This is a genomic window from Flavobacterium pokkalii (genome assembly GCF_014596575.1).
Lineage (GTDB): Bacteria > Bacteroidota > Bacteroidia > Flavobacteriales > Flavobacteriaceae > Flavobacterium > Flavobacterium pokkalii.
In genome coordinates this window covers 37,735-56,662 of the sequence record NZ_NASZ01000020.1, presented here as the reverse complement: position 1 = coordinate 56,662, position 18,928 = coordinate 37,735, and the positions used below count along the sequence as shown (strand labels likewise).

At 35.2% G+C, this 18,928-nt stretch carries 10 protein-coding genes; 1 reads left to right on the top strand and 9 read right to left on the bottom strand.

The window, feature by feature from the left end; all coding sequences use genetic code 11:
- Positions 1–60 precede the first annotated feature (60 nt).
- The 9 genes from B6A10_RS12485 to glyA all read right to left on the bottom strand — a co-directional run bounded on the left by B6A10_RS12485 (position 61) and on the right by glyA (position 17,524).
- Positions 61–1,539 carry a sialate O-acetylesterase gene (locus B6A10_RS12485; protein WP_188221136.1) on the bottom strand — a complete coding sequence of 493 codons (1,479 nt, stop codon included), beginning with the start codon at positions 1,537–1,539 and terminating at the stop codon, positions 61–63.
- 567 nt (positions 1,540–2,106) lie between these two features.
- Positions 2,107–5,013, bottom strand: coding sequence for a glycosyl hydrolase 115 family protein (locus B6A10_RS12480; RefSeq protein WP_188221135.1), 2,907 nt, complete (start codon positions 5,011–5,013; stop codon positions 2,107–2,109).
- Between the two features lie 219 nt (positions 5,014–5,232).
- Entirely contained in the window at positions 5,233–6,441 is a 1,209-nt protein-coding gene (gene uxuA / locus B6A10_RS12475; RefSeq protein ID WP_188221134.1) for a mannonate dehydratase, read from the bottom strand.
- 274 nt (positions 6,442–6,715) lie between these two features.
- A complete protein-coding gene (locus B6A10_RS12470; protein WP_238929400.1) occupies positions 6,716–9,697 on the bottom strand; it encodes a glycoside hydrolase family 2 protein in 2,982 nt (993 codons plus the stop codon).
- A gap of 218 nt (positions 9,698–9,915) precedes the next feature.
- Positions 9,916–13,590 carry a hybrid sensor histidine kinase/response regulator transcription factor gene (locus tag B6A10_RS12465; protein WP_188221133.1) on the bottom strand — a complete coding sequence of 1,225 codons (3,675 nt, stop codon included), beginning with the start codon at positions 13,588–13,590 and terminating at the stop codon, positions 9,916–9,918.
- A 205-nt stretch (positions 13,591–13,795) separates the two neighbouring features.
- Positions 13,796–14,302: a GNAT family N-acetyltransferase gene (locus tag B6A10_RS12460; RefSeq protein WP_188221132.1), complete on the bottom strand. Its 507-nt coding sequence runs from the start codon at positions 14,300–14,302 to the stop codon at positions 13,796–13,798.
- Positions 14,295–15,338, bottom strand: a complete 1,044-nt coding sequence (locus B6A10_RS12455) for a GMP reductase (RefSeq protein ID WP_188221131.1) — start codon at positions 15,336–15,338, stop codon at positions 14,295–14,297. The genes B6A10_RS12460 and B6A10_RS12455 overlap by 8 nt, the downstream gene beginning before the upstream one ends.
- A 227-nt stretch (positions 15,339–15,565) precedes the next feature.
- A complete protein-coding gene (miaE, locus tag B6A10_RS12450; RefSeq protein ID WP_188221130.1) occupies positions 15,566–16,159 on the bottom strand; it encodes a tRNA-(ms[2]io[6]A)-hydroxylase in 594 nt (197 codons plus the stop codon).
- Between the two features lie 90 nt (positions 16,160–16,249).
- The gene (gene glyA / locus B6A10_RS12445; protein ID WP_188221129.1) at positions 16,250–17,524 is read right to left on the bottom strand and encodes a serine hydroxymethyltransferase; all 1,275 of its coding nucleotides are present in this window, start codon (positions 17,522–17,524) and stop codon (positions 16,250–16,252) included.
- A 106-nt stretch (positions 17,525–17,630) separates the two neighbouring features.
- On the opposite strand from glyA, the gene fahA reads away from it, so the two are divergent.
- Positions 17,631–18,914 (top strand): fumarylacetoacetase, encoded by a 1,284-nt coding sequence (fahA, locus tag B6A10_RS12440; protein WP_188221128.1) that lies wholly within the window; start codon positions 17,631–17,633, stop codon positions 18,912–18,914.
- The last annotated feature ends 14 nt before the right edge of the window (positions 18,915–18,928 follow it).

The window sequence follows — 18,928 nt, the reverse complement described above, 5'->3', positions numbered from 1 at the left end:
TCTAATCTTCATTTATTATCTAAATCATTTTTTCAAAAAACTATTAATCCACACCAAAATTTATTTTTCCAGATCTCGCATAGCAATCCCTTCATAATGATGCTCTTTCAAATAAATCAAAATCTCTTTTAAAAAATCTATCGAAGTAGAATAATCCGGATCCAAAACATCAGGAACTCCATGAAAAGTAAGGACTAAAATTTCATCCTCCTTAATATCCTTTAAAGCTTTTAATGTTCTCTCTTTATACTTATCAGAAGAAATTACCGTAAAACTCGGAATTGCTAAATTATTATCTTTATCCGGATAATAATATTTTACTCCTCCTGCTCTTGCATATTGGTAGCCCATTGCTTTTACTATTCTTTGCGAAATACTATCATTTCGGTTTCCCGGATAAGCTAGCGAAATTGGTTTGGGAATCCCAAATTTCTTACACTTATCCTCAATATAAGCAATCTCTTTTTTAATAGTATCAGGAGCTAATTTGGCCAAATTTTTATGATGTCCGGTATGATTGCCTATTTCAAAACCTTGTTTATACAATTGCTGAATTTGTTTCCAATTCATGTACTCATTTGCTTCTTCTGCTCTTTTTACCGGAAATTCACAAACAAAAAAAGTGGCATCAAAACCGTATTTTTTTAACAAAGGAGCAACATTGTTAAAATGAGTAATCTCGGCATCATCAAAAGTGAGTACTACTTTAGTTTTTACTTTTCTTTTTTGGCTATTTTTTGAATCTTTTACTTTAACACTTTTCTCGTCTAAATCAAATTTTCCTGATTCAAATATTTTCATTGCCGCCGCATAACGTTTCCCTAATTCATGAGCGGAAGCCGTATTGAAATGAAGTTGGTCTCCTTTATCAACCAAATCTTTTGCCGATACAACAGTCGTGTTTTCTACCTCTTTTGGCAATTGACCTACTATCTGATTAATGAAATTTTCCTTATTAAAATATCCAATTTCACCTGCAATAAATGGTAAATTGGGAGCATTCAAATCTCTTCTTAAATTACTGATTAAACTTTTTAATTTAGACAAATAAACAGCTGATCTTACCGGATCATTATCTGATTCTCCCTGATGCCATAAAATTCCTTTTAATGTTCCGTTTTGCATTGCTTTTTTTGTGCGCTGAATAGCTTCATCATAAGGGAAATTTTCAAAATATTTGGTACCAGGAGACCAAACTTTAATTGGTGAACCTCCCCAGGAACACGGAATTAATCCAATTTTAATATCTTTTTTTCCTTCAAGCATAGCCTGAGCAAAACTCAATCCCGGACCTACTCCAGCATAGGGTTTATCAAAATGTAACGGATCCTTAGCAACTACCCAATTATTATTTTTGTCTAACATCATAATTGCATCTGAAGTATTTTCACTTTGAGCATCAATAGTTGCTCTTCCTGCCATATTAGACTGACCAATAAGCAGATACAAATCCATTGATTTTAACTCTTTTTGCTGAGCAAATGCATTTACTCCAACAATAAGATAAACTAAAGCAAGGATATAATTAACCTTTTTCATTTTTATGGTATTTAAAAAAATTCCCGCTATTGATAAACGGGTATTAAACAAATTATTTTATTTATTTACTCTTAATTCTTTTTGACGTGCAACTTACTACGGTGTTAAAATAGCATTAATCTTTTCCCGATTTCTATGATTTGTGCTCTGTTGACATCTTTAGAATCAGGATTTACCTTAATTTCATCGTATAACCTTTTTGCTCTTCGCATAATGACAACATTATTATTTTTTGTTGCTCATCCGTTAAAGTCAATTCAGCATCCATCTTCTCTACTTTCTTCTTAGACTAAGAAAAAATTTCAAATTCCAAAGATAATTATACCTTTAATTTTCGATATTATCATACTTTGCCAATACATATCAAAACAGGACACTCAACATAACCTACTAAAAAACATTGTTTTAAAGCAAAACAATTTCATTACTTAACAAAAAAAAGTCTCCTATTTGGAAGACTTTCTATTTTTTACTTATTAATGAATTTTGTTTTTAGTTAGAAATTAATTAGAACTCTTAAATAAAGTCACAACTTGCTTATTTTTCAAACCTTATTATATCGTATCGTTAATTCTTAATTTTAGTTTCCGCTTCTAAATGATAAGGCATAGTTTCTTTTTTCGTTTGTAAAACAATATAATCTAATACAACTCCCGGATCGAGTCTATAAATTTTTAATTTTTGTTTTCCTGCTGTTTTCACAGAAACTTTTATTTTGTTTATTGCTCTGTTGGTCAACACATTTTCTTTCCAGATTTTACTACGTCCTTCTGTTTTGAAATCTAAAATTTTAACCGGTTCATCGTTCCATTGCACTGCTATTCTAACTTTTCCATCTACATCTAGAGGATGTGTGGGAATTGCTACCAAATTTAATTCGGCATCATTCGTAACGGTTTCGGCAAATAATTCATATTCTAATACAGCTGTCTTTTTAATATCTGTTTCAGGCGTACTATATAATGGTAAAGCCTGCATAGCTGATTTTGAATGACCGAAGCCTTTCAAGATTTCCCATTTTAAATTTTCAACTGGTTTGTTGCTTACAAAACTTTTTGCATAAAGTACTGCTAAACCATTTTTTTCTACTATTGCATTTTTAGGAACATTAGCATGGTTATCCGAAATATTTACTACAATCTTTTTCTCGAAACCATCTCCCTGAATTATTAAATAATCCGAAGCAGGTTTTCCTGCTTTTTCCCATTTGCTCCAATCAACGGAAAGCAGTATTCTTTCTTCCAACTTTACAGCATCATCTGGAAAAAAAAGACCTGACGGGGAGCTTACTTGAATCCAATTAGGCAATGTCTTAAACTTCCATTTCAACGAGGCATTTTGAGTTTCCGGAAAGAAAACATCTATAAAATGAGAAGCTGAATCGTGAACATAAAACGTTGGTAATTTTTCATTTCCATTAACTTTTAAAGTATCTTCCACAGAAATCCCAAGTGTCTCTTTAGAAGGAACTACAGTCAAATTAATTTCAGGCATGTCAAATACGGGCAACTTTCGGGGTTTCATATTCATAAATCCTTTCCATTTACCATTGGATAACTGATTATAATTTTCTGTTAGATTTACAATATTATTATAAGCTTCCTGAGCCATTTCTTTGTATTTCAATGCACTTTTTCGTCCCTGTCCGGCATAAACTAAAGCTTTGTCTCTGTAAAAAAACTTTTTGTTCATATTTGCCGAAGCCTTAACCGGATAAGCTACCAATTGAGTATAAGTACTTTTTAAATTTTCCGGCAATTGCATTTCTATCGATTGTACTTCTTGCGCGATGTTTTCAAATGCATTAATACGCTGCTGTATTTCGTCTCCGTAACTTAAGCTGTTATAAGCTGTATTAGAAATTCCCGTTGTAGGCTCAGTCTGACTCCAACCCATAAATTCCGGTCTGCGTTCAAAAGCTAGTTGGTAATAATCAGTCTTAATCTTGCTAATGCTTTCAGCATATTTTTCACCAAAAATTTCACCAAAAAACTGTTTCTGATGTTCGGTAACCGATTCTGATTGCTGAAATTGAGTAGCATCATAAGCAATATCCAAAAATAGCTGGGTATTGTATTCGGCCGGTTTGATATCGCCAACATTGACAATCCAAATAGTATTGTTTTTTAAATTGTAGGCTTTCATCATTTCTTCCCATATCAAAAAAGGATTGGTGGAATCTAACCACAAATAATCATGCGGTCTTCCCCAATAAGAAATATGGTAATAGACTCCAGAACCTCCTGGACGCTTTTGCTCTTCAGTATTACTCAGCGATCTGATATATCCGTAATTGTCATCGGTCCAAACCAACGTAATATCTTCCGGCACGACCAAACCATTTTTATACAAATCCAATACCTCTTTGTAAACGGTAAAAACCTGCGGAATTTTTGTCACATCATGATTTATATTGGTTTGCAGGAGATTCCTTTGGTCTTTAATAACTTGGTTTAACAATTCCACTGCCTCGTCATTATTCTTTACCCCTTCCATTCCGCTATCATGAACACCGCGCATCCCAATGGTGTAAATTCCGTCTATTCCTTTGGCTTCTTTTACCCTGCTTTCCCAATATTTATAAACATTCGCTTTATTGATCTTATAATTAAATCTGCCAAACTTTTTCTCGTTCCATTCGTCTACATTATTGCGTAACATCGGTTCGGCATGGGAAGTCCCTAAAACGATATTGTACAAAGTTGCCATTTTTGCATTAGCAGAATAATGAAAGAAAGCTTTGGTACTTGGATGCATGGCCGGCCAAATGCTATTGGCTTTTAATCGCAACAACAACTCAAAAATTTTGGCATACGTTTTTGGCCCAATATCTTTTGTTTCCGGTTCAAAAGTTTTAGCGGCCCAAGGCTGTAATCCCCAGTCTTCATCATTCAGAAAAATTCCTCTGTACTTAACCGAAGGCGCATTAGACTGGAAATCGTTTTGATGCAATACCAATTCTTTTTGCTCTTTAACAGGCACATCAGCCCACCAATACCAAGGGGAAACCCCTATTTTCTTGGATAATTCAAAAACCCCATAAGCCGTTCCTCGCGGATTGGTCCCAGCAATAACAAAGGCTTTGTGTATCTTTTTGTTTGGATTAAGAACTGTTTTATAAAGATAACTTTCCCATTGCTTTGAAAAACTTTCTGAAATTGTGTTTTTATCAATAAATTGATTGATCAATTTGGCATTAATATTTCCAATAACAATGACATTTCCAGAAGCCTCTTTAAAATTTGTAATGACTTGTGGTTTATAATGCGTTACCTTATAAATATCTTCGGCTAATAAATGAGATGCAATAGAATCCAGTGGAGAAGCATTTTTGTCATATAAAATTAGCGCCTGAAATTTAGGAGTATAGATTTCAAACGATGAATTGGCATTCTTTACTTTGAAGTTAGATTTTTTTGCCTGAATAGTTTGCGATACCAAAATCAGGAAAAAAAACTTTATAAAATTATTCATACTTACATTTTTCATTAATTAATGTCTTATTTCGATAATAAATCAAAATTTCCCAAATATAATAGGAAAGATTAGCTACAGCATCATGCTCTATCCTGTAATAAATTTCTAATTTGCTTATAAAAAAAGAGTCCAACAATCGAACTCTTTTATCTTTTGATTTTTTTTTTTTGAATATGTTGAAAATAAATAATCCCCAGAGATTATCTTCTTCTGTCTCTAATTTTGAATAGAATACCGAATTCCTGCTTCAAGTCCTGCCAGTTCCGCCAATCCTTTTAATCGTCCAATTAATGGATAGCCTGGATTTCCAGCCCTGTTAAAATCGTCTAACATTTTATGCCCATGATCCGGACGAATAGGTAGATTATAATCGGTTCTTCCTTCTGATTTTCGTCTGATTTGCTCTTCGACAATAGCTTTCATTACGCCCGGTAAATCTACTGTCGGGTCTAAATGTTCGCTTTCATAAAAATCGCCGTTGTCTAAAATTTTAGTACTTCTTAGATGAAGAAAATGTACACGCTCGGCATATTTTTGAAAAATTTCCGCCAGATTATTGTCTTTTCTAGCTCCTAAAGAACCGGTACAAAACGTAATTCCGTTATTCAGAGACGGGCATGCATTTGCCAACCATTCAAAATCATCCCCACTGCTTACTATTCGAGGCAATCCCAGTAATGGAAACGGTGGATCATCAGGATGAACTGCTAATCGTACTCCATATTCTTCGGCAACCGGAATAACTTCATTTAAGAAAAACGCAAAATTTTCTCTTAATTTATGTTTGTCGATTCCGTCATATTCAGCCAATAATTTTAAAAAAATATTAATAGGCTCTTTTTCATCTTCTCCCACAGCTCCGTCAATAAAAGACTGGGTGGCAACAATGATATTATAAGCAAGAGCTCTGGCATCTTCAGCCGTTAAAGTTTTAAAAATAGTCTCGGCTTTTTTGATTTGCTCATCAGTGTAATCCTTGTCCGCGTTGGGTCTTTTTAGAATAAACATGTCGAATGCCGCAAACAAATCGGCTTCAAAATACATCGCCACCGTGCCGTTTTCAAGCGTATAATTCAAATTGGTTCTGGCCCAATCCAATACCGGCATGAAGTTGTAACAAATGGTTGTAACGCCACATTTTCCTAAATTTTTGACGCTTTCCTTATAATTGGCTATAATTCTGTCACGACTGGCTTTCCCTTTCTTAATATCTTCATGAACCGGCAAACTTTCCACTACATCCCAAGTCAGACCATAGGATTCGATAAGATTTTTAGTTTTCAAAATCTCCTCTACTGACCAAATTTCACCATTAGGAATATGATGTAAGGCAGTAACAATTCCTGTCGCTCCCGTTTGTCTGATTTGTTCAAGACTAATTGGATCCTTTGCTCCAAACCATCTTAATGTCTTTTTTAATTCCATTTTATATTTTTAAACATATGTAATAAACCATAACTAATTAAAGAGTTTTATCTATAACTTTTTACATTAAATCCAGCATCGAACTTACAAAAATTATCCTAAAAACTAATGGTATAGTTTGTTGTTCTTTTTTTAGCAAAAAAATGTCTTAAAAACAGAACATAAAAAAAGCCTATCTCCATTATAAAACTTCGATAGGCTTTAACTGACCAAAAACCATTTATAAAAATTTATAAACTTCTATTTCTATCCGTCTTTTACAACGAATCCATTATCACAAAGCCTCGTAAAACTCCACCTCTACAATTGGCAATTGCGGCATTTTAGATTTAGTTTGCTTCAAACCTCCTTCATCTACTTTTCCGGTAATCTCAACTAAATTAATAGCATTACTATTTTCAGAAGTTCCAATAAGCTCTATTGTAACTTTTTTACCTTTAACAGGAGTTACATCCAAAGTCACATAACCTAAACTGGTTGGCGTAGTTTCTTCAAAAACTTTTTTCCCATCAACCAAAATTCTAATTGGGTATTTTTTACTTCTCCAACCCGCTAATTTCAATACCACCTGATTGATTGTAGCTTCACGAGCCAACTCATACTCAATTCTTGCAACACCATCTCCATTAGTCCATTCACTCAATTCATTATCATCAAAACTTTTTTGAGCGTCAGCCTGATTCGAATTGGTTTTTGCTCCGATAATAGCCACTGTATTTCGGGTTTTAGTGAAAGAAGGCGTAGCAGGAGTTGGTCCTTTTTCTAAATAAGAAGGCAGGTTTTCTCCTGGCAAATTGGTAGACAAAGCACCTAAATCAGTCGCAATCGTTTTTACCGAAATCGCATCTGCTTTTAGCGATTTAGCGGTTGCTTTAATAGAAATTGTTCCCACTTTATCAGTAGATCGCACCATAATTCGATTCACACCACATTCTACCGGAATCGTTTTGGATCCAATATAATTGTCTGGTCCTTGGGCAATTCCTCCCACAAAAGTTCCTTCTCCGCCTACTTCAAACTGAATCATGTCCATAGCCGTTGGACAACGGTTTCCTTTTTCATCAACTACTTCTACCTGAATTAACGCTAAATCATTTGCGTTAGCCAAAGTTCCGCCCGGTCTTTCTATCGAAGTCAATTTCAAGGCAAAAGGCTTTGCTGCTGTTTTAATTTCGTCTTCACAAACTTTTTTTCCATTCGTATCAAAACCAATAGCTTTGATGCTTCCCGCTTGAAACGAAATGTCTTTAAAAGTAAATAAGAAGCGTTTGCTTTGTTGTCCTTTGCCGAGACTTTTTCCATTAACAAATAACTCAACGACATCAGCAGTTGAAACTACAGTAATATCTTTCTTAACGTTTTTATCATAGTTCCAGTGACCAATGATATGAGCTGCCGGCTTATCGGTATCAACCCAACCATCCCAAATCACTTGGTGCGCATAAAAACCATCTTTCGGGATGCGCATTGGATCTACCTCTCCACTACGACGGTAATTTTCCTGACCTCTGTAATGCGTATTAGAATCACTAAAAATAATATTCACACCTCCGGAACTCACACGTTCTCCAGTTCCCGGACGCATTTCCCAATAATCGTACCAACGTGTTACACTTTCGATAGCATGTGCATCCTGATTGTGATTGTAAGCACTAGCATCAACAACCTTAGTTCCATTTACATTTTCATGAGTGGTTCCCCCCGTTCCTTCTTTGTGAAAAGGCGGCGTAAATTCGTCCCAATATTTACGTAATCCTTCGTCACGACTGTACTCGGTTGCCCAAAATGGAATATGCTTACTTTTATTAATATATAACATTTCACCACCATATTCAGCAACTTTACTATCCAACATTTCACGACTGCCAATAGCGCGACCTCCATATGGATCATACTGATTTCGGATTGCTAACATCTCACTCATATGTGGCTCAGAAATACTTTCATTTCCGGATTCGTAAAATAAAATACTCGGATTGTTTCTATTATAAATAATCGCATCACGCATCAATTCGGTACGTTGCTCCCAGCGTCTTCCCTCAACATCTTTTTCGGAATCTCCGGCTGGCATAGCCTGAATTAATCCCACCCTGTCACAAGATTCTACATCCTGTTTCCAAGGAGTAATGTGCATCCAGCGAACCAAATTCCCATTACTTTTAACCATCAAACTGTTTGAATAATCACTCATCCATGCCGGAACCGACATCCCCACAGTGGGCCACTCGTTACTGGTACGTTGAGCATAACCATGCATCATAATCACGCGGTCGTTTAAATACACCATCCCGTTTTTAAACTCCGTCTTACGAAAACCGGTCTTAACAACCGCTTTATCAACCGCTTCATTATTCACTAATAATTCAGAAGTCACTGTGTATAAATAACCATAACCCCAGCTCCAGAAGTTCAAATCAGCCAAAGCTTTTGAAGCTTTTAACTCTTTAGTTTCATTTGGATTTAAAGTATTGGAATCCCCTAAAAAAGAAGCTACTTCTTTACCATCCATATCCACAACACTCACTTTCAATTGCGCATTTACGGCTTTTGAGGTTTCGTTTTTCACCTGAGACAACACATTTACGGTAGCCTTCTTTTGAGGAATATCAAAATCTGTTGCATACACATAAGTTCCGGTAGTTTTCAAAAAAGAATACAACGGCAGCGTTTGATACACTTTTGATTTAATATGCAAAAAGACATTCTTTGGCAATCCTCCATAATTGGCATTGAAGTTTTTATCATTCCATTGAAACGTAGAACCAGTTGCTCTTTCATGGTATCGCCAATCGTTATCCGTTTTTACTGCAATGACATTTTCCTGTGGATAAGGTTTTAAATAAGATGTTAAATCCAAACCAAAAGCCATCGCACCATTTTCGTGCAAACCAACCATAGTTCCATTCACATAAACCTCACCCATTTGACGAACTCCTTCAAATTCGATAAACACTTTTTTATCAGCAGCTTCTTTTGGTAATTGAAATGTTTTTCGATACCAGGCAATTCCGGTTGATAAATGCGAAATATCAACTTTAAAAGCTTCGTGTTGATTCCAGGCAAAAGGAAGATTTACTCCTTTCCAGGATTGGTCATTGAACGCATTATTTTGAGCCGATGTCACATCACCAACATTTAATTTCCAGCCATAATTAAAATTGTATTTAGCTACCTCGGATAGCTTTCCCTGTGCCTTAGCTTCAATAGCCAAAAGACCCAATAAACCCAAACCGGCAATCATTCTTTTCCAATTCATTTCTTAATTTTTTAATCTTATATAAAATTTTATTGTCTTCAATCATTTATAAAGCATTAACCATTTTTAATGCTTTTACAAATATAGATTCCCCTTCTTTTTCAATGCTTATCAGCAATTGCCAAGACTTATCAAATCCGGACAAATGACCGCATTTGACAAGGATTGACTCAAATTGAATATAAAATAAGTTAATTTTTAAAGAAAAAGATACTGCTTTATTTTAAATACTGAGAAGGACTACAACCAAAATATTTAGAGAAAGTGCGCGAAAAATTAGACGGTTCAGAAAAACCAACTTTATAAGCAATTTGGGAAATACTCAAATTAGAATTCCGAAGTAATTCTTCCGCCTGATCCATTTTTACTTTGGTAATAAATTCATGAACAGTACTTCCGCTAATCCCTTTTAATTTTCGATACAATTGACGCTGACTAATCGCTAAAGCCACTGCAAGTTCTTCACCATTAAAATCGGTATCCTCTATACGGTTTTTGATGATATCCATAACTTTTTCAAGAAATTCATTATCCTGATCCGGAATTTCTTCTTGTAGCTTTTCTATTTTTTTAATGCCAGCCAGTTTGTTTTGTAAAATCACCCTGTTTTCCAAAACACTTTTAATTTGCGCTTGTAAAACTTCCACATTAAAAGGTTTCATGACATAAGCTTCGGCTCCTAAATTGTAACCTTCAATTTTATGTTCGTCAGCTCCTTTTGCAGTCAATAAAATAATAGGTATGTGACAGGTTTTTTCGTTCGTCTTTAATATTTTACATAATTCGGTTCCTTCCATTTCGGGCATCATAATATCCGAAATAATAATATCAGGAATGTATTTTATCGCAGCTTCTAAGCCTTTTTTTCCATCATATTCCTGAATCAAAATATAATCCTTACCTAATTCTTTGCCTAAATAGGTTTGTACATCCGGATTATCTTCAACCAGTAACAAAGTAGGTTTAGCATTTTCAAAAGAAATTTCGGCAACTTCCTCTGGTATTTCAGTAACTGCTCCAGGAAGCATTTTCTCTTCCTGAATTTCCATGAAATTATCTTCAGAAGATGCTACATAGGGCAAACAAATAAATACTTTGGTACCTTGCTGCAAAACACTTTCAAGCTTAATCGCCCCCTGCATCAATTCTATTAAATTACGGGTAAGCGACAAACCTATTCCCGAAGAATAGCCGTAATACGGAGTTGGCCCAACAGTATTAAAGGGTTCGAAAATTTTTTCCAGTTGAGAAGCTTCAATTCCAATTCCATTGTCTTCAATCCTAATCTCCAACATTGATTTGATTTCATCAAAATGAACAAACAAAATTACCTCACCACCATCAGGAGTATATTTAAAAGCATTCGACAAAAGATTGGTAATAACCTGTTCTAATTTTTCATAATCCAGACAACAAACCAGATTTTGAGGCTCCGGATTAAAATGAAATCTAATATTTCTTTTTTGTGCAATAAAAAGAAACGAATCAGCGCAAGCTTCTAAAAAAGCATTAAAATTTCGTGCCGTAGGATGCAATTTTAATTTTCCCATCTCTGACTTTCTAAAATCCAGAATCTGATAAATCAATTGGGTCAGATAATTGATGTTTTTCGTAACAATAGAAAAATACACCGCTCTGTCTTCGGGAGCAACTTTATCTTCCTGTAAACGCTTTAAAGGATCTACAATTAAGGTTAGAGGTGTTTTTAAGTCATGGGAAATATTGGTAAAAAATTCAATTTTTTCTTTACTTAACGCAGTCTGTTGTTCGGCATTCAGACGTTCTAATTTGATCTCATTTTTCAAACGATCACGGTACAGAATTTCTTTTACAATCCAATAAGCCCCAGCCAAAACCAAAACCAGGAAAAGTAATTTCACCCACCAGGTTCCGTACCAGGGAGCATTGATATCAATTTGCAATTCGGTAACCGGAGTATTCACCGGATTAGGCGTAATTAATCGAAGTTTTAATTTATAATTCCCGGGAGGAATTTTATGAAAAACTATTTTTTGAGAGGTAATCGGAATCCAATTATCATCATAGCCCTCTAATAAATATTCGAAAACTTCTTTGCGACTATCATTATAATTAAAAGAAGCAAAAGCAATCGTGAAACTGCGGTTTTCGTAATCCAATTCAATTGCTTTGGTTTGTGAAAGACTTTGCTTTAAAATAGGCTCTCCCGCACTGCTATCCATCGGAATCACTTCCTGATTAGACACATATAAAGATTTAAAAATCAACGGATGACTATTAGAAAGCACTTTTATCTTACTTGGACGGAAAGAGACATAGCCATTTTTAGAACCGAAATAAAGGGTGTTTTGAGAAACATCTTTATAAAAAGCTCTTTCCAGAAAACGCCAGGATCCCATTTTATCCCTGTTTTGATAATGTGCAATCTCGCCCGTTATACTATTCACCGAAGCAATACCATCTTTATGAGCAATCCAAATGTTTCCTAAATTATCATCGGTAATCGCCGAAATATAAGTATTAGGTGTTTCTATACGTAACGGTACACTTTTTACCTCAAATGGTTTTGATTTATAATTAATTTTATACAACCCCTCACTGGTTCCTATCCATGCATTCCCTTTCTTATCTTTATGCAAAGCATAAACAATACTTCCGGAAAGTTTTTGATTTAAAACCGAACCCGTTCTAAAAACCTGAGAAGGAATTTCATTGGTAATTCCTAATTGATTCGTAATGCGTAACTGCACTACTCCATTTCCTTCAGTCCCTAGCCAAAGTCTATTTTTGTCCACACAAAGAATATCCATCACACTTCGATTGTTCATTTCTTTTTCCAAATTGAAATAAGCAATCTTAAAATCAACCGTGTTAATTCGGGCAATTCCATTATACAAACCAATCCATAAATCATTTTTCCCGTAAGGCTCTAAAGCGTAGACTGACCAGGTTTCTAAGTTTGGCGAAAGCTTTTGATTAATAATCGCCTTTATTTGGTTATTTTTAGGATTATAATATTCTAATCCATTAACACCACCAATCCAAATTCCTCCCTGCGCATCACTAAACAAAGTACGTACCTGTCCAATTTTACTGCCTGAATGATAAAAAGGGTGATTTTGCACCAAGCCTTGTTCGTCATAAATAAGCATTCCCTCATCGGTTCCAAGCCAAACCTGATTCCCTACTTTTAAAATGGCTCTTACAGTCGCTAATTTAGTTCCACCATTTTTGGTAATATAACTATAATGTGATTCAAAAGGATTTCTGTTTGGATTAGCTTTATAAATATCGCCACCACGAGTTCCTACCCAAATAAGTTGTTCATCATCTATAAAAAAAGTAGTCACATAATCATCCAGTAAACGTCCCGGCTGATTAATATTCGCAGTATATTGAAACTCTTTTCGGTTTTTTAAATCCAATTCCGAAAACAAATGTGAGGACAAATAATAATGCTTTCCATTGACTACTTTATCCCGGTTTATAGCATTCGAATTACGATTTAACAAATCAATGATTAGTTCCGGAACTGCTGTATTAGCAACGATTTTAAAATTATTAAGTTGGTAATTAAAGCGAACGAATTTTTTGTCAAAGGTTAAAAACCAAAGCCCTAATTTAGAATCGGAAACAATGTTGCGTATTCGATTATTTGGTAAAGAATTCAACTTATTAGGATTATGATAAAAATAATCAAAGCTTTTTCCATCATAACGATAAACGCCATTCCAGCTTCCAAACCAAATATAACCTAACGAATCTTTGGCGATGCCATGAATAGAAGTACTCGGATCAATTTCCTGTCCGCTAATCTTTTCAAAAAAAAGATTTTGAGCCACACAATTGACCAGAGGTAAATTGATAAAAAACAAACAAAACCAAAAAAAACAAATTCTAAATTTTCTTTTCATAAAACTGATTTGATTCGCAAATCTACAATTAATAGACACAAGTATTCTCCATTTCTAAAGTCATTCCAACAGAAATATTCAAAAATTTTTGAATAAAACACAATCAACTTCCTTGTATATCACTAATTCCTGTTTGCAAAAAATCAAAATTTTTTTCAAAATATTTACAAATAAAAAATGGGGAAAAACCCCATTTTATTATTCATCAACTTAGCTTCTTCTCCATTACATAATCTTCCATCAGATAACCCAAACCAATTTCAATATCAATTTCCTGAATGATTTGGAAACCCATTTTTTGATAAAAACCAATAGCTTTATTGAATCGATTGACATTTAATAAAAGACTATTACAACCTTTATCCAGAGTCATTTTTTCAATTGTATCAATCAACAACTTGCCTACTCCTTTTCCCTGAGATTCAGGAAGCATATAAATTTTATGGATTTTAGTGCTTGGTTTATTTTGATACTGATGTTCAAATGAGGCAAAACCCAGAGCGATACCATCTTCATAGGCTAAAATAAATTCGTGCCCGTTCTCCATATTCTTCAGCAAGGCCGCATCCGAATAAAAAGCTTCCAACATATAACTCAATTGTGTTTCGGATAAGATTTCCCCATAAGTAATTGGCCAGGTTTTGTATGCTATAGTACTTATTGTTTTTAAATCTTCAACAGTAGCCTTAGTTATAGTTATCGAATTATTCATTGGTAAAAATTCTGTTTTCCTGTTCGCTTACGCGAATAAAAGTGGTTCTCTTGGTCAGCTCTTTCAATCGGGAAGCGCCTACATAAGTACAACTGCTGCGCAAACCGCCTAAAATATCCAAAACCGTATCTGCTACATCACCTTTGAACGGCAGTGTAACTGTTTTCCCCTCGCTCGCGCGATATTCAGCAACACCGCCTACATGTTTGTTCATAGCCGTGGCAGAGCTCATACCGTAAAACTGTTTGAATTGTTTGCCTTTAATTTCCAGTAATTCGCCTCCGCTCTCGCTATGTCCGGCAAGCATGCCGCCCAACATCACAAAATCGGAACCTGCTCCAAAAGCCTTAGCAATGTCTCCGGGACTGGTGCAACCACCATCGCTGATGATATGTCCGCCTAAACCGTGAGCGGCATCGGCACATTCTATAATTGCCGAAAGTTGCGGATAACCCACTCCTGTTTTTATTCTTGTAGTACAAACCGAACCCGGACCAATACCCACTTTTATAATATCGGCTCCGGCTAGCAGTAATTCTTCCACCATTTCACCAGTAACTACATTTCCGGCAATAATTACCTTATCGGGAAATTGTTTTCGGGTTTGCTTTAAAAAATTAACAAACTGCTCCGAATAGCCATTAGCCACATCAATGCAAATGAATTTCAATTGGGGATTAGCATTGATAATTTCGATTACCTTTTTAAAATCGTCTTTTCCGGTTCCTGTGCTAACGGCTATATAATCGTAAAATTCGGGAGAAACTGTCGATAAAAAATCATTCCATTCTGAAACCGAATAATGCTTATGAATGGCGGTGAACAATTTATGTCTGGCTAATTCTTTTGCCATTTCAAAAGTTCCCACCGTATCCATATTGGCAGCCATAATGGGAATTCCATTCCATTTAGCGGTACTGTGCAAAAACTTAAATTCCCTTTCTAAAGAAACCTCAGCTCTACTTTTTAGCGTAGAACGTTTGGGTCTTATCATTACATCTTTAAAGCCTAATTTCAAATCGGTTTCTATTCGCATAATTATCACTTTTTAAACGGTTATTGGAAAATAACTTTTGTTATTCTTAAAAGTAATGAATTTTATGCGCGAATTATGCAACAAAAAAAGAGACTTATCAACTATATATTAACCGTGAATGTGACGGATTCTGAAAGATTTCGCTAAGATTCATTACGTTTTTCAATTCCAATCAATTTAATCAAACTAAGACTGAATACTAAAAACTGAATACTGATCACTAAAAATTAACCGTGAATGGTTTCGCCTTTTCCGTAATTTGTAATAATTGACTCTTCAAATTCCAACCATTCTCTCCAGCGTTTTTCTACATCAATTCCTTCGCCGTATTTTCGGGCATAAGTAATAAAAGTGGTGTAATGTCCCGCTTCGCTTTCCATTAATTCCCTGTAAAAAACAGCTAATTCTTCGTCCTGAATATTTTCAGAAAGCACTTTGAAACGTTCGCAACTTCTGGCTTCAATCATGGCTGAAAAAAGCAATCTTTCTACCAAACCCGAAACGCGGCTTCCATCGGCACTTCTTTTCATGTATTGGTACAATTCGTTTACATAATCGTCTTTTCGCTCGCGGCCTAACTTTAATCCGCGTTTGATAATTAAATTATGAACTTGTTCAAAATGATCGATTTCTTCTTTGACTAAAGCCAATAAATCTTTCACTAAATCCTGATGTTCTGAATTATTGGTAATAATCGTAATAGCATTCGTAGCAGCTTTTTGTTCGCACCAGGCGTGATCAGTAAGGATTTCTTCTATATTTTTTTCTACAATATTTACCCATCTTGGGTCGGTTGGCAATTGTAATCGTAATACGCCCATGTCTAAAAGTTATGAGTTATAAAAACAAAAGTCGAAAGTCAAAATTATGTTTTCGACTTTCGACTTTTAAAAATTTAGAATTTGTTATTCTTAGAAAACGAAGATTGCTCTTTCGCTCATCATTTCGTTTACTTCTTCAGCAACTTCTTCAATAACATCTTCGTTAGTATGATTTGTCAATACTTTGTCAATCATAGCAACAATAGTTTCCATATCTTCTTCTACTAAACCACGAGTTGTGATTGCAGCAGTTCCTACACGGATACCAGAAGTAACAAATGGAGATTTGTCATCAAATGGAACCATATTTTTATTTACAGTGATTTCAGCTTTTACCAAAGCATTTTCAGCCTCTTTACCAGAAATCCCTTTGTTTCTTAAGTCAATTAACATCATGTGGTTATCAGTACCTCCAGAGATGATGTTATATCCTCTTTTTACGAAAGCATCAGCCATTGCATTAGCATTCTTTTGTAATTGACGGGCATAAGTAAAGAACTCATCTTGTAAAGCTTCTCCAAAAGCAACAGCTTTAGCAGCAATAATGTGCATTAAAGGTCCTCCTTGGTTTCCAGGGAAAACAGCTAAGTCTAATAAAGCCGACATCATTCTGATTTCTCCTTTTGGAGTAGTTAATCCCCAAGGATTTGGGAAATCTTTACCCATCAAGATCAATCCACCACGTGGTCCACGTAAAGTTTTGTGAGTAGTTGTAGTTACGATATGACAGTGAGGAATTGGGTCACTTAATAAACCTTTAGCAATTAAACCTGCAGGGTGAGAAATATCAGCCATTAAAATTGCACCTACGCTGTCAGCAATTTGTCTGAAACGGGCAAAATCCATATCACGTGAATAAGCTGAAGCTCCCGCGATGATTAATTTTGGTTGCTCTTTAGTTGCAATTTCCTGAATTTTATCATAATCTAAACGACCTGTTTCTTTGTCAACACCGTAGAAAACCGGGTTGTAAACACGTCCTGAGAAGTTTACCGGAGAACCGTGAGTCAAGTGACCACCGTGAGATAAATCAAAACCTAAAATAGTATCACCAGGCTTCAAACAAGCGTGGAATACTGATGCATTAGCCTGAGAACCTGAGTGAGGTTGTACGTTAGCATACTCAGCTCCAAACAATTCTTTAGCTCTATCAATTGCAATTTGCTCAATAACATCCACTACTTCACAACCTCCATAGTATCTTTTACCTGGATATCCTTCAGCATATTTATTGGTTAAAACTGAACCGGCAGCTTCGATTACCTCATCACTTACAAAGTTCTCAGAAGCAATAAGTTCTAATCCGTGAATTTGTCTGTCTTGTTCCTCAAGAATAAGTTCAAAAATTTGTTTGTCGCGTTGCATTTTTTAGATTTTAAATAATTTAGCGCAAAAATACAAAAAAACGTTTGTTAAACAGTTAGATTATGATATATTTGATATATAATTTTCAACAAAAAATTAACACAATATGCCTATATCAGCCAACGATACCAAAAGAAAATCATGGATAGAAGTTCCTAAAAACAGTGATTTCCCAATCCAAAACATTCCTTTTGGTGTTTTTCTAACCAAAGAAAATGTGGTCACTGTAGGAACCCGCATTGGAGATTCGGCTATTGATTTAGGTGCTTTACAACAATTAGGCTACTTTTCCGGTATCGATTTAACGGATGATATGTTCATGCAGGACACGCTGAATGACTTTATTTCCGACGGAAAAAAAACCTGGCGACTGGTTCGTAATCGTATCGCCGATATTTTTGATGAAAATAATCCCAAGTTGCGTGAAAACGAAAACCATAAAAACATCATTATTTTTAATATTGATGAAGTAGAAATGCAATTACCGGTTTTAATAGGCGATTATACTGATTTTTATTCCAGTAAAATACACGCTTCGAATGTAGGTAAAATGATTCGTAATGAAGAAAATGCTTTGTTACCTAACTGGCCACAAATGCCAATTGCTTATCATGGCAGAAGTTCAACCATAATTCCTTCAGGAATTCCGGTTCACAGACCTTTAGGACAAACCTTACCTCCTGATGCAACGACTCCGGTTTTTGGCGCTTCCCGTTCAGTTGATTTTGAATTAGAAACCGCTTTTATTACAACTGATGCTAACATCATGGGAGAAATGATTCCAATTAGTGAAGCTGAAGATTATATTTTCGGAATGGTTTTATTGAATGACTGGACCGCACGTGATATCCAAAAATGGGAATACATGCCTTTAGGCCCTTTGTTATCTAAAAATTTTGCCACTTCTATTTCGCCTTGGATTGTAACTATGGATGCTTTAGAACCTTTTAGAATTGCCAGTCCAAAACAAAATCCAAGTCCGTTGCCTTATTTACAACAAAAAGGGAAGCATTCTTTTGATATTAATCTGGAAGTAGCTATCCAACCGGAAAAAACAGAAGCGACAATAGTTTCTAAATCCAATTTCAAATACATGTATTGGACGATGAACCAACAATTAACACATCACACTTCTAACGGATGCCGAATCAATTCGGGAGACATGATGGGTTCGGGAGCTATTTCGGGACCAACTAAGGACAGTTATGGTTCGATGTTAGAATTGACCTGGGGAGGTGAAAAACCTCTAAAATTGAATGATGGAAGCGAACGCAAATACATCAACGACAACGATACTGTAATTATCAAAGGTTTTTGTGAAAACAGTCAGGTGCGAATTGGTTTTGGAGAAGTTTCCAGCAAATTACTTCCTCCTTTTGTGAGAAAATAAAAAACTATATCCTA

Coding starts and splice junctions, on each gene's coding strand:
- B6A10_RS12460 (WP_188221132.1), bottom strand. CDS start 14,302: ATGAATAATTCGATAACTATAACTAAGGCTACTGTTGAAGATTTAAAA.
- B6A10_RS12465 (WP_188221133.1), bottom strand. CDS start 13,590: ATGAAAAGAAAATTTAGAATTTGTTTTTTTTGGTTTTGTTTGTTTTTT.
- B6A10_RS12455 (WP_188221131.1), bottom strand. CDS start 15,338: ATGCGAATAGAAACCGATTTGAAATTAGGCTTTAAAGATGTAATGATA.
- B6A10_RS12470 (WP_238929400.1), bottom strand. CDS start 9,697: ATGAATTGGAAAAGAATGATTGCCGGTTTGGGTTTATTGGGTCTTTTG.
- miaE (WP_188221130.1), bottom strand. CDS start 16,159: ATGGGCGTATTACGATTACAATTGCCAACCGACCCAAGATGGGTAAAT.
- uxuA (WP_188221134.1), bottom strand. CDS start 6,441: ATGGAATTAAAAAAGACATTAAGATGGTTTGGAGCAAAGGATCCAATT.
- B6A10_RS12485 (WP_188221136.1), bottom strand. CDS start 1,539: ATGAAAAAGGTTAATTATATCCTTGCTTTAGTTTATCTTATTGTTGGA.
- fahA (WP_188221128.1), top strand. CDS start 17,631: ATGCCTATATCAGCCAACGATACCAAAAGAAAATCATGGATAGAAGTT.
- glyA (WP_188221129.1), bottom strand. CDS start 17,524: ATGCAACGCGACAAACAAATTTTTGAACTTATTCTTGAGGAACAAGAC.
- B6A10_RS12480 (WP_188221135.1), bottom strand. CDS start 5,013: ATGAATAATTTTATAAAGTTTTTTTTCCTGATTTTGGTATCGCAAACT.